Source organism: Photobacterium sp. GSS17 (assembly GCF_028621875.1).
Classification (GTDB): domain Bacteria; phylum Pseudomonadota; class Gammaproteobacteria; order Enterobacterales; family Vibrionaceae; genus Photobacterium; species Photobacterium ganghwense.
The window spans coordinates 1,112,347-1,124,897 of the sequence record NZ_CP117517.1 but is presented as its reverse complement, the minus strand read 5'-3'; the positions used below and the strand labels follow the sequence as shown (position 1 = coordinate 1,124,897).

Annotated in this window: 10 protein-coding genes; 8 read left to right on the top strand and 2 right to left on the bottom strand. The window is 51.9% G+C overall.

Annotation, left to right across the window (positions count from 1 at the left end; translation table 11 throughout):
• The 5 genes from rsxC (at position 1) to nth (ending at position 5,938) form a co-directional block, all read left to right on the top strand.
• Positions 1 to 2,781 carry an electron transport complex subunit RsxC gene (gene rsxC, locus PGW97_RS05045; protein WP_273859033.1) on the top strand — a complete coding sequence of 927 codons (2,781 nt, stop codon included), beginning with the start codon at positions 1 to 3 and terminating at the stop codon, positions 2,779 to 2,781.
• Between the two features lie 2 nt (positions 2,782 to 2,783).
• On the top strand, positions 2,784 to 3,830 hold the full coding sequence (gene rsxD / locus PGW97_RS05040; RefSeq protein ID WP_047884046.1) for an electron transport complex subunit RsxD: 1,047 nt from the start codon (positions 2,784 to 2,786) through the stop codon (positions 3,828 to 3,830).
• Between the two features lie 10 nt (positions 3,831 to 3,840).
• Complete coding sequence (gene rsxG / locus PGW97_RS05035) at positions 3,841 to 4,467, top strand: electron transport complex subunit RsxG (protein WP_273859032.1); 627 nt, start codon at positions 3,841 to 3,843, stop codon at positions 4,465 to 4,467.
• 10 nt (positions 4,468 to 4,477) lie between these two features.
• A complete protein-coding gene (locus PGW97_RS05030; protein ID WP_273859029.1) occupies positions 4,478 to 5,170 on the top strand; it encodes an electron transport complex subunit E in 693 nt (230 codons plus the stop codon).
• Between the two features lie 126 nt (positions 5,171 to 5,296).
• Positions 5,297 to 5,938 (top strand): endonuclease III, encoded by a 642-nt coding sequence (gene nth / locus PGW97_RS05025; RefSeq protein WP_273859026.1) that lies wholly within the window; start codon positions 5,297 to 5,299, stop codon positions 5,936 to 5,938.
• 81 nt (positions 5,939 to 6,019) lie between these two features.
• Here nth and PGW97_RS05020 read toward each other — a convergent pair whose 3' ends face one another.
• On the bottom strand, positions 6,020 to 6,394 hold the full coding sequence (locus PGW97_RS05020; protein WP_242551822.1) for a hypothetical protein: 375 nt from the start codon (positions 6,392 to 6,394) through the stop codon (positions 6,020 to 6,022).
• Positions 6,395 to 6,511: 117 nt separating this feature from the next.
• Positions 6,512 to 7,399, bottom strand: a complete 888-nt coding sequence (motY, locus tag PGW97_RS05015) for a flagellar protein MotY (protein ID WP_217393221.1) — start codon at positions 7,397 to 7,399, stop codon at positions 6,512 to 6,514.
• Positions 7,400 to 7,673: 274 nt separating this feature from the next.
• Between motY and rnt the strand changes: the two genes are divergently transcribed.
• The 3 genes from rnt (at position 7,674) to PGW97_RS05000 (ending at position 12,488) form a co-directional block, all read left to right on the top strand.
• Entirely contained in the window at positions 7,674 to 8,342 is a 669-nt protein-coding gene (gene rnt, locus PGW97_RS05010) for a ribonuclease T (protein ID WP_047884041.1), read from the top strand.
• Between the two features lie 416 nt (positions 8,343 to 8,758).
• Positions 8,759 to 10,018, top strand: coding sequence for an outer membrane protein transport protein (locus PGW97_RS05005; RefSeq protein ID WP_273859023.1), 1,260 nt, complete (start codon positions 8,759 to 8,761; stop codon positions 10,016 to 10,018).
• A 34-nt stretch (positions 10,019 to 10,052) separates the two neighbouring features.
• Positions 10,053 to 12,488: a VolA/Pla-1 family phospholipase gene (locus PGW97_RS05000; protein ID WP_273859022.1), complete on the top strand. Its 2,436-nt coding sequence runs from the start codon at positions 10,053 to 10,055 to the stop codon at positions 12,486 to 12,488.
• The last annotated feature ends 63 nt before the right edge of the window (positions 12,489 to 12,551 follow it).

The window sequence follows — 12,551 nt, the reverse complement described above, 5'->3', positions numbered from 1 at the left end:
ATGCTGTCAATTATCGAACAAATTAAACAAGGCCAGCTGTGGGACTTCCCCGGCGGAATTCACCCGCCTGAAAATAAAAAAATTTCCAACAAAACACCCATCACTCATGCCGGTATTCCGGACGAACTGGTGCTGCCGTTAAAACAGCACATCGGCACCAAAGGCGACATTCTGGTTGCTGTTGGCGACAAAGTCCTGAAAGGCCAACCGCTGACTAAAGGCGGCATGAGTATGTCGGTACCGGTTCACGCACCGACATCCGGCGTGATCACGGCTATCGAGCCCCGTACAACGGCACACCCGTCAGGTCTGACCGATTTGTGTATCGTGATCCAGACTGATGGCAACGATACCTGGGGCTCACAGCATAAAATCCCGGATTACCAGGAAAAGGAGTCCGGCGAGCTAATTGACGCCATCCGTTTCAGCGGCATTGCCGGTCTGGGCGGCGCGGGTTTCCCGACCGGACGGAAAATTCAGGGTAGCCTTGGTCTGGCTGAAATTCTGATTATTAATGCGGCTGAATGTGAACCCTACATTACTGCCGATGATCGCCTGATGCGTGATTACGCCGAGGACGTGATTGAAGGGATTCGCATCCTTCGTCATATCCTCAAACCCAAAATGACCATCATCGGTATTGAAGACAACAAGCCAGAGGCGATCAAAGCGCTGGAGCAGTGTGTCACGCCTGATGATAATATTCTGATCCGTGTCATTCCGACCAAATACCCGTCCGGCAGCTCCAAGCAGCTGGTGAAAATTCTGACCGGACGTGAAGTCCCGACTCAGTCACGTTCATCAGCCGTCGGCGTAATTGTTCAGAACGTGGGTACCGCTTTTGCGGTTAAGCGCGCCATTATCGATGGTGAACCACTGCTTGAGCGTGTCGTCACCCTGACCGGCGAAGCCATTAAAAAACGTGGTAATGTTTTTGCTCTGCTGGGCACGCCAATCTCTTACCTGCTGGACAAATACAGCTATAAAGCAGACAAAAAATACCCACGCGTGATTATCGGCGGGTCGCTGATGGGCTTTACCCTGCCCCACCCGAATGTACCGATCACCAAGATCACAAACTGTATTCTTGCGCCCAAACGCCGCGAACTACCGCTCTACAACCATGAAATGGCCTGTATCCGATGCAGTGCCTGTGCGGAAGTTTGTCCTTCGTCTCTGTTACCACAACAACTGCAGTGGTACGCCAAAGACGAAGATTTCGACAAATGTGAAGAATACAACCTGTTCGACTGTATCGAATGCGGGGCCTGCGCTTATGTCTGCCCGAGTGAAATCCCGCTGGTAAGTTACTACCGTCAGGCTAAAGCCGAAATTTACGCGCGCCGTGAAGAAGCCGCAAATGCTGAACGTGCGAAACAACGCTTTGAAGCTAAACAGGCCCGCTTTGAACGCGATAAAGCAGCACGAGAAGAACGCTTCAAGAAAGCCGCTGACACCCGCCGCCAGGAAATGGCAGACAAAGGGGGTGACGATGCTGTTGCAGCCGCTATCGCTCGCGTGAAAGCCAAACAGGCCGCCGCGACCCAAGAGACCGATAAGAAACCAGCAGTGGCTGCTGCGATTGCTCGCGCCAAAGCCAAACAGGCCGAAGCTGCGAAAGCCGCAACGACCGATGCCGCACCTGATAACAGTGAGATGGCCAAACTGCGCGAGGAGCGTAAACGTCAGGCACGTGAGCGTAAAGCCGCGAAAATGGCTGAAGATGCACAAAGTGCATCGGTAGACGCAACGAATACACCGCAATCCTCTGCCTCCGGCGATGAGAAAAAAGATGCGGTTGCCGCCGCCATTGCCCGTGCCAAAGCCCGCAAAGCGGCGCAACGGGCTCAGGCTGGCAGCAATCAGGACGATGCTGAGCTAGTTTCTGAGGCAGCATCAACTCCGGCTGATGCCGCGCAACCAGACGATCCGAAGAAAGCAGCTGTCGCCGCCGCGATTGCTCGCGCCAAAGCCCGCAAGGCCGCGCAACAAGCTCAGGCTGGCAATGGTCAAGACGATGCTGAGCCAGTTTCTGAGGCAGCATCAACTCCGGCTGATGCAGCGCAATCAGATGATCCGAAGAAAGCCGCTGTCGCCGCCGCGATTGCACGCGCCAAAGCCCGCAAAGCGGCGCAACAGGCTCAGGCTGGCAACAGTCAAGACGATGCTGAGCCAGTTTCTGAGGCAGCATCAACTCCGGCTGATGCCGCGCAACCAGACGATCCGAAGAAAGCCGCTGTCGCCGCCGCGATTGCTCGCGCCAAAGCCCGTAAGGCCGCGCAACAGGCTCAGGCTGGCAGCAGTCTCGACGATGCTGAGCCAATTTCTGAGGCAGCATCAACTCCGGCTGATGCACCGCAATCAGATGATCCGAAGAAAGCCGCTGTCGCCGCCGCCATTGCTCGCGCCAAAGCCCGCAAAGCGGCGCAACAGGCTCAGGCTGACAATGGTCAAGACGATGCAGAGCCAGTTTCTGAGGCAGCATCAACTCCGGCTGATGCAGTGCAATCAGATGATTCGAAGAAAGCCGCTGTCGCCGCCGCGATTGCCCGCGCCAAAGCCCGCAAAGCGGCGCAACAGGCTCAGGCTGACAGCAATCACGACGATGTAGACCAAGCTGATGCTATCTCTGCATCTCAGGCAGCACATCAGACAGCCTCAACTCCGGCTGATGCAGCACAATCAGATGATCCGAAGAAAGCCGCTGTCGCCGCCGCGATTGCTCGCGCCAAAGCCCGCAAGGCCGCAAAAGAAGCTCAAGAAAAGAATGAGGAAAAATAACCGTGGCGTTTAATATTGCCAGCTCACCCCATGCGCACAGCCGTCGCAGCACCAGCAGCCTGATGCGCACGGTTATCTTCTGCACGTCACTGGGTGTTGCTGCCCAGTGGTATTTCTTTGGTTGGGGAGTATTAATTCAAATTGCCCTCGCTGCACTTGTTGCCGTTGTTACGGAAGCGGCAGTGCTGAAACTGCGTAAGCGCCCAATCACACCGTACCTGCGTGACAATAGTGCGCTGCTGACCGGGGTATTGATTGGTCTGTCGATTCCCCCACTGGCTCCTTGGTGGATTGCCGTTATCGGTACGCTGTTTGCTATCGTTATCGCCAAGCATCTTTACGGGGGCTTGGGGCAAAACTTGTTCAACCCCGCGATGGTTGCCTATGTGGTTCTGCTGATCTCTTTCCCGCTACAAATGACAACCTGGTTGCCGCCACAATCCCTGGCTGCAGAGCCTGTCAGCCTGACTGATAGCCTGATGGCTGTCCTGACCGGTTTCACCACCGACGGCTTCAGCATCCATCAACTCAGACTGTCTGTTGACGGGGTTACCATGGCAACGCCGCTGGACACCCTGAAGACTTCCCTGACAACAGGCCACACCGCCACTGAAATCCTGGCTGGGCCGGTTTTCGGTACCATTGCGGGCATCGGTTGGGAATGGGTCAATATCGGTTTTCTGATTGGCGGCCTGATCATGCTGAAAATGCGGGTCATTCAATGGCATATTCCAGTTGGTATGCTGGGCGCCCTGTTTGTGATCAGCCTGCTGGGCTTTATGATCAGCCCGGATAACACGGCTTCGCCGGTTTTCCACCTGTTTTCTGGGGCAACCATGCTGGGTGCCTTTTTTATCGCGACCGATCCGGTTTCGGCTTCAACAACAGTGAAAGGACGACTCGTGTTTGGTGCCCTGATTGGGGTTCTGGTTTACCTGATCCGCACCTTTGGCGGTTTCCCGGATGGCGTCGCATTCAGCGTGCTACTGGCCAATATGTGTGTACCCTTGATTGACTACTACACGCGCCCGCGCACCTTTGGCCATTAATGGAGCAACAATGATTAATGCAATGAAGAAAAACGGGGGATTGCTGGCAATTTTTGCCTTGCTGGCGACCACTCTGGTTTCGGTAACAAACCTGCTGACTGAAGACCGGATTCAGGAACAGCAGCAAAAAGAATTGCTGAAGGTACTCAATCAGGTTATCCCGGCCGACAGCCATGATAACGAACTGTATAAAAGCTGTACGCTGATCACCAATGAACAGTATTTGGGTACACCCACCCCAATGCCAGCCTATGTCGCTGAAAAAGCTGGCCAGAAAACCGGTATCGCTATCGAAGCCGTTGCGCCTGACGGCTACAGTGGTGCTATTAAACTGGTCGTCGGCCTGAATATTGATGGCAAGGTAACCGGGGTTCGCGTGCTCAATCACAATGAAACCCCTGGACTGGGCGACAAGATCGATACCCGAATCAGTAACTGGATTAACAGCTTTACCGGTAAAAAAGTCAACGGCGAGAAAGATACCCGCTGGGCAGTACGTAAAGACGGCGGTGAGTTTGACCAATTTACAGGGGCAACCATCACCCCACGTGCTGTGGTCGGTGCGGTAAAACGTGTATCACTGTACTACCAGCAGAATCAGCAGCACATTTTCGATCAGCCGCTGAATTGCGGATAAGGTTGAGGTCATGAACAACGAATTGATGAAGAACGGCCTGTGGAATAATAACCCGGCCATTGTGCAGTTGCTTGGGCTCTGCCCGCTGCTCGCGGTCTCTGCCACCGTCACCAACGCCCTGGGCCTGGGTCTGGCAACCACCGCTGTCCTGGTGGGCTCAAACCTGATTGTGTCTCTGGTACGTCAATGGGTGCCGTCGGAAGTCCGTATCCCGGTCTTTGTGATGATCATTGCATCACTGGTGACATGTGTTCAGTTACTGATGAATGCTTACACCTTCGGCTTATACCAGTCACTGGGGATTTTCATCCCTCTGATTGTGACCAACTGTATCATCATCGGCCGTGCCGAAGCGTTCGCTTCCAAAAATAACGCCCTGCCAGCCGCCCTTGATGGACTATGGATGGGACTCGGCATGACTGCGGCGCTGGTTGTACTGGGCGCACTGCGGGAAATTCTGGGTAACGGTACTCTGTTTGACGGTGCTGATCGTCTGCTGGGTGATTGGGCCGCCGCCCTGCGCATTGAAGTGTTCCACTTTAACAGCAGCTTCCTGCTGGCGATTTTGCCGCCAGGCGCATTTATCGGCGTAGGCTTTATGATTGCCCTGAAGAATGTTATTGATAAAAAGCGTGAAGAAAAAACCGCCGCGGAAAAAGAAAAGCCGGTTATTGAACGCGCCCGGGTTACCTCGGCTCAATAAGGCAATCGGCCCAAAGTAAGGTAACGCCCCGAAACGATCCCGCCGGGCAAGGATGTCCGGTGGATTTAAACCCAAGCACAAAACTATAAATACAAATTTACCTGTTAGCTTTAACTGGAAGTAACTATGAACAATGAAAAGCGTGTCCAGATTCTGGAACGCCTGCGAGCAGCAAACCCTCATCCGGAAACGGAGCTGAACTGGAGCTCCCCCTTTGAACTACTGATCGCTGTCCTCCTCTCTGCTCAGGCTACCGATGTCAGTGTTAACAAGGCGACAGACAAACTTTACAAAGTAGCCAATACACCACAAGCCATGCTGGATCTGGGTGTCGATGGGGTGAAAGAGCACATCAAAACCATCGGTTTGTTCAATTCCAAGGCCGAAAACGTCATCAAGACCTGTAAAATTCTGGTTGAACAGCATGGCGGTGAAATACCGGAAGATCGTGAGGCGCTGGAAGCATTACCCGGTGTCGGGCGTAAAACGGCGAATGTGGTCCTGAATACAGCCTTCGGCTGGCCGACCATCGCGGTCGATACGCATATTTTCCGGGTATCCAATCGCACCAAGTTTGCAATGGGTAAGAATGTCGATCAGGTCGAGCAGAAGCTACTGAAAGTGGTACCGAAGGAATTTAAAGTGGATGTTCACCACTGGCTGATCCTACACGGACGCTATACCTGTGTCGCGCGAAAACCACGTTGCGGCAGCTGTATTATTGAAGACCTCTGCGAATACAAAGACAAGGTCTACCCGGAAGAATAAGCCCGTTCGGATTTCCGGCAACAAACAGTAAAAAGCCCGCATTGCGGGCTTTTTACATATGGCGAGATGCGACGGAAAAGGCTATTCGTCTTCCGCGTTATCTCCCGCGTTTTCTTCGGAATCCACCTTGCCGAAATATTCCGTCACGACCGCACGATACATATTGTCGTCCGATGTCGGATCGTTAAATTCGATCGAATAGTACGGCATGATGCTTTCTTTAAGCTTTTCGGCGATTTGCATTTCCAGGTTCTCGACACTGACCGTACTGGTCAGTTCATAAGTCTCTGCCCTGTTCAGCCCCATTTCTTCTGCCTGCTCTTCAGTGATTTGCTGAGCGCTCACTTCGCCCGCCAGCTCTTTATCCACCTTGGTCGTATCGCTGCCTAACACCACATCGTCCGCGGCCAGCACAGTGCCGGTACAAAACATTAAGAGCCATAACAGATTTTTCATAGCCACTACCTATCTTACTATTGTTGTTCTTAGTAAATTTAGTCAGTTCAGCTATAAGGTCCGCATTATTTATAAGACAGCGAAAATTCCGGTTCAGGCAGTACCAAATGCGCCCAGTTAAATAATTGAACGACCTAAAGAAATCACTACCCTGCGGTTTTTCCCTCGACCAATCGGGTTACTGCTGTCAGCAATCGGGCGGCGCTTACCGTACGCCTGTACCTGAATACGGTCTTTCGGCATCCCTATGGTCACAAAGTAGTCTTCCAGTTTCTTGGCACGTCGTTCTGACAGTTGCTGATTTTCATCCTTGCTGCCTTCTGCATCGGTATAAGCTGCCACCAGCACCAAATCCACATCATCACTGTAGCGGATAAAGTCAGCAATCTGGGCCAGGCGCTGCTGAGACATTTTATTCAGCTCATCGCTGTTATGACCATAATGCAATACGGTAAAGGCGATATCATCGAAACTGTACGGTAATAGGTTGTCGATACACTGGCTGAACTGGTTGTATGAGTTCTGAAATGACACCGCAGACAACGACACTTCCACCAGCTTATTGCGGTGCTGCCAGTCGGCATAACTGAAGGTTGGATACCGGCCACTTTCCAACTCAGAAAGCATTGTCCAGGCCGTCTGCCCTCCGACATACCCATCGAACTGTTTATAAAATTTCAGACGGGTTATACGTTCGGCCTTGTCACCAGGCATCCAGCGTGGCGGCATCGACACCAGGCTGACATTGCTGCTCTGCCCCATCGGGCGGCGCATTTTCAGTTCAAAATCCAGATTCAGCTTTTTACCGGCACGGGAAACAAATTGTGCTTCACCAAAGTTCGGCACCGTGTGCAGCATTCGACATTCAAGTGGGGTATCCACAGCGACCTTCCAGCTCGACTGCGCTGGTTTAGCGACATACAGCTGTCTTGCTGAGACAGACGTATTCACCGCCATAGCCATGCAAAGCGCCAGACCGCTATATGTGAGAAGAGATTTCATCATTGCTACCGCACTCATTCACCGTACTTTTTCGTTAACGTGACATCGTTTGAACCGATTCCCGGCCAGAAGAGCAATCATACCGCGGTATTGACCGGTTCAACACCAGGACTTTCTCAATGCCCCGTTCTATTACCTAACGTATCGGGCTGTTCGTGAAAAACTTTAGCGTTTCCCTCCCTGGGTGTCCTTGGCCAGCCTGAACAACCAGTTTAAGGTTTAGGTCTGGAAATGAATCTGACATAATGACCGACTCATTTTTATTCAGCACCGTGTTATGAGCCAAGATAACGAACTAAATACTCTCAAAAGTCGCTTTCGCGGCTACTTTCCTGTCGTCGTTGATGTTGAAACGGCAGGCTTCAATGCGAAAACCGATGCACTGCTGGAAATTTGTGCAGTCACCCTGCAAATGGATAAAGACGGCTGGCTGAAACCTGCCACCACCCTGCATTTCCACATCGAGCCTTTTGAGGGTGCGGTGATTCATCAGGAAGCATTGGATTTTAACGGTATTCGCGACCCGTTCAGCCCGCTGCGGGGTGCCGTGTCGGAAAACGCCGCGCTGAAAGAAATCTACAAGCAAATCCGTAAAGAGCTCAAGAACGCTGGCTGCTCTCGTGCCATCATGGTGGCGCACAACGCCACCTTTGATCACAGTTTCGTGATGGAGGCTTCTGAGCGCGCTAACCTGAAGCGCAATCCATTCCACCCGTTTGTGACTTTCGACACTGCGGCACTGAGTGGGCTGGCCTTCGGACAAACAGTTCTGGCCAAAGCCTGTACTGCGGCAGGGATCCCATTTGACAATAAAGAAGCCCATTCCGCTCTGTATGACACAGAGCGAACCGCGGAATTATTTTGTGAGATTGTTAACAAATGGAAAAAATTAGGAGGCTGGCCGGTTTTCGAAAATCAAACAGCTGACCTAGAAGAAGAAGCATAATTCAAACGAAGTCAACTCATCAGACCTCAGACCAAGCCCTGTAAATCAGGGCTTTGTCACAAACCTGCAAATCAATCCCCTCAATTTAATTGTGCGTTTTAAACGCAAAGCAATTAAACAATGCTCAATTAGACAGTTATATGAAAAACATAACGTTACATTAGGTTAACATTTCTAAGTTTGCCCGATATACTGATTTTCACTGTTTTGTCATGTTTAAAGTGATTTCCGTACAATAAAAATGTGCTGGTCGACAGCCGTGCTTCATCCCCCGCTTGAGCAGGGCGAATAACGTTAAATACAGGGTTACCCCCAAGGCACCTGGCGGAATCACTCAAGACATTACAGCCATATATTGTTTTTCATTCATGGATTGAAGAACTAGAAGCAAAGTCTACAAAGAGGCAAGAATAATAATGTCTAAAAGAATCTCCATCACGGCCATAGCCGTCACCGCTGCGCTATTTAGTCTGAATACCCAAGCGGCCGGTTTCCAGGTCAACGAGCACTCTGCGTCAGGGCTAGGCAGAGCATTTGCTGGTGAAGTCGCCATCGCAGATAACGCATCCGTTCTTGCGCGTAACCCGGCCGCGATGGCAAGGTTCAAGCGTATGGAATTTTCTGGTGCGATCTCGTTGATTGATCCGTCAATCGACATCAGCACCGTCGGTTCATCACCCGCGCAAACGTATGAAGATGTGGCACCATTTGCTGCAGTTCCTGCCGGTTACTTTATCCAACCTATCAATGACAAATTTGCCTGGGGTATCGGCCTTTTCTCTAACTATGGTTTCGCCACTGATTACCCGACCGATGCCAACTTTGGCGCCCTAGCCGGTAAAACGGAACTGCTGACAGTTAACCTGAACCCGAACATTTCATGGCGAATCAACGATCAGTTCAGTGTCGGTGCAGGTGTTTCACTGGTTTATGCAGATGCAGAGCTGAACCGCCATTTCGGCAGCCTGGGCGCGGTTTTCGGTACATCTCCGAGTCAGACGCTGATTAACCTGAACGGCGACACCTGGGAGTGGGGCTGGAATGTGGGCATGCTGTGGGAACTGAACGAAAACCACCGCTTTGGTCTGAGCTACCGTTCGCAGGTTGACCTGGATTTTGAGGGCAAATTCACCGATTACCTGGGGTCAGGTGTCGCCGGCTCCACACCGGGCAATCCGAAAACCGTTGATGGCAAGCTGTCTATCCCCCTGCCGGCTATTGCTGAATTTGGCGGCTTCCACCAGCTGACCAAACAGTGGGCGATCCACTATGGCATTCAGTGGACAGAGTGGAGCGAGTTCACCGAGCTGAAAGCCACCAGCCCGGACTGTGTCAACAACACCTGCCTATTTAAAGATGAAAGCTTTGACGACAACACCCGTTATTCCATCGGTGCGACTTACACGCTGAACCCGGAATGGACCCTGCGTGCAGGCTTCGCCTTTGATGAACAAGCCGGTGTAGCAACACTGAGTATCCCGGATACCGATCGCTACTGGTACTCTGCGGGCTTTACCTACACCTACAACAACGACCTGTCGATGGATGTGGGTATCACCTACCTGTACGGCAAGAGCAGTAACTTCGAAGAAGAATACGTCGATAGCCGTGAATACGAATTCCGTAGTGAAAACGACGCCTGGCTAGGTGCAGCACAGATTAACTACAAGTTCTGATTCTGACCACCTGATAACGCATAAAGGACATAACATGAATAAACATCTACTTGCTCTGGTGGTTGCCTCTTCTCTGGGCCTGACGGCTTGTGGCGATGACACCAAACTCAGCGGCGATCCAACTCAGGACCCGAGTATTGGTGAGAGCTTGAAAGCAGAAACCAAAGTCAAATTTGACATTGTTTCAGACCCGTCAAATCCCGTTATCGTCAAGCCAACGTACCTGGCGATGGACTCGGTCGATGGCACCATCAAATCTGATGGCAGCGTAGGAACAGAAACCTACTCAACTGATATCTCAAACCCGGAAGTGGCCTTCGGCAAAAATGACGGCTGGAGTACCAGCCAACCGCTGGTGATCGAGTTTACCGGCAATACATTGGATGCCACCACTGCGGCAGCCAGCTTCTTTATGCTGGAAACCGGTAACCCGACGTCAGCCGATTACGCCAACGTTCAACCGGTCAAATTGTCAGAGGCCAATGGTGATTTTAAAGTGGTCGCGTCCGGCAATAAGCTGATCGTTACCCTGCTTAAACCATTGAAGCCATCGAGCCAATATCAGTACGCCGTGACCTCTGATCTGAAAGATGCGAAAGGTAACCCGGTTGGTATGAGCAACAGTTACTCGATTCTGAAATCGACTAACCCAACCCCAAACATTGCGCTGGAACCTGCCCAACAACTGACCCACCTGAGTGAAGCAACGTTTGCTGCCGCGGGCGTCGATAAGAGCAAGATCATCTTCTCTAACTGGTTCAGTACCGCCTCTGTGGGTAAAGTGCTGGATACGACCAAAGCCGTTCTGGCACAAACTATTGCGACAGTGCAAGCCGGTGGCCAACCAGGTGATATCTGGAAAGGGGAAGCCAACCCGAACAACGTGGATCTGACCTCGCTGTATCGTATGGATATTACCCCTGTAGATAATATTCCGGCATTTTTGAACAACAACCCGGCACTGCGCGCGCTGGTTAACAACGATCAAGCAACGCTGGATCAACTGGCAGGGGCATACACAACGCTGGGCCTTCAAGTTTTCACCGGCACTATCAACCTGCCTTATTTCCTGAGCGACGAAACAGACAATCAGGAGTGGATGAAAACGCCTTGGCAGAGCGCAGTACCAAGTCTGGCGAAAATCAAGCACATCATGACTGAAGGCAGCGATGCGGATAAAGCCGCTGTGATGACGTCGTTACAAGGCATCGACATCACGAAGCTGCTGCAAGGTGACACTGTCGAGTTTATCAAACTGATCGGTGCTAAAGTCACGCTGGCTGATGGCTCTCGTCTCGACAGTGAACGTCTGGTCACACAGTACAGCCCGCTGCCGCAGATCAAATCGGTCAAACAAGTTCCGATCGTTCTGATCATGCCGGCAAATGCGGCTGATGCCGGTGCCGTTATCTATCAGCACGGTATCACTTCTGTGAAAGAAACCGCGTTTGTCTTTGCTGCCCAGCATATCGGTGCAGCATCAACCGCAGGCATGACCCCGAAAACAATCATCGCGATTGATCATCCTCTGCATGGTGAGCGAGCATTAGCAGACGGTACCGTCACCACTCCGGCCACCGCATCGGTTTACATGAACCTGCAATACCTGAATGTGGCACGTGACAATATCCGCCAGAGCATCATTGATGATCTCGGGGTACGTACGTCTCTGACAATCATGCAAGCAGGTGGCCACCCGCTGTTTACGCAGATGAATACGCAGGATGTCAGTTTCTTTGGTCACTCACTGGGGGCGATCAGCGGCATTGGCACTTATCGTCTGGCAAACCAGTCGCTGGGTAAACCAGAGGCCGATGCATTATTCAACTTCACTTCCGGTGCCTTTGCTAACCCAGGCGGTGGTATTCCGTCCCTGCTGCTGGAATCTGCTACTTTCGGCCCGACAATCAAGCACTCGCTGCTGATGGGAGCAAAAGTTGATGCCTATGTGGCGAACTGTGGCAGTGCAGGCGCTTTAGGCGGAGCATGCTTCAACACCTTCTACGGCAGCCTGGATGCAACGACTCAGGGTACAATTGATGCGCTTTTCAGTGAGTTTGGCTACGCTGCACAAACGGTACTGGATACAGTGGATCCATATAACTTGGCGAAAGATGTCAACGGCCCGGTGTACGTGATGCAAGCGGCCAATGACAGTGTCATTCCGAACCAAACCATGAAATTCAGCATTATGGGTGGTACAGAACCGTTAGCCAAACAGCTGAAACTGGATGATCTGAACAACTACAGCAGTGGTGAAGTCAGACACATTGCCCGCTTTAACAGCGGCTCGCTGGCACAGCACAGCACAGTGATTGCGCCTCAGCTGGTCAATGGCGCAGGGAATCCTCTTGACCCAGGTACGGCTCAAGCCGCTACCAATGAGGCCCAACTGGAAGTTGCAACCTTTAACGCCAGCGGCGGTCAAGGTGTTTTTGTCGCGGATGGCACGCTGATTCAACCGGAATAACACACCGTCACACCCCGCTATTCGTAGCGTAAAGAGGCCAGCGTTTAAGCTGGCCTCTTTTAT

Bases quoted from the DNA above. Each gene is read 5' to 3' on its own strand.
- rsxC (WP_273859033.1), top strand. From the start codon at position 1: ATGCTGTCAATTATCGAACAAATTAAACAAGGCCAGCTGTGGGACTTC.
- rsxG (WP_273859032.1), top strand. From the start codon at position 3,841: ATGATTAATGCAATGAAGAAAAACGGGGGATTGCTGGCAATTTTTGCC.
- PGW97_RS05030 (WP_273859029.1), top strand. From the start codon at position 4,478: ATGAACAACGAATTGATGAAGAACGGCCTGTGGAATAATAACCCGGCC.
- nth (WP_273859026.1), top strand. From the start codon at position 5,297: ATGAACAATGAAAAGCGTGTCCAGATTCTGGAACGCCTGCGAGCAGCA.
- PGW97_RS05020 (WP_242551822.1), bottom strand. From the start codon at position 6,394: ATGAAAAATCTGTTATGGCTCTTAATGTTTTGTACCGGCACTGTGCTG.
- motY (WP_217393221.1), bottom strand. From the start codon at position 7,399: ATGATGAAATCTCTTCTCACATATAGCGGTCTGGCGCTTTGCATGGCT.
- rnt (WP_047884041.1), top strand. From the start codon at position 7,674: ATGAGCCAAGATAACGAACTAAATACTCTCAAAAGTCGCTTTCGCGGC.
- PGW97_RS05005 (WP_273859023.1), top strand. From the start codon at position 8,759: ATGTCTAAAAGAATCTCCATCACGGCCATAGCCGTCACCGCTGCGCTA.
- PGW97_RS05000 (WP_273859022.1), top strand. From the start codon at position 10,053: ATGAATAAACATCTACTTGCTCTGGTGGTTGCCTCTTCTCTGGGCCTG.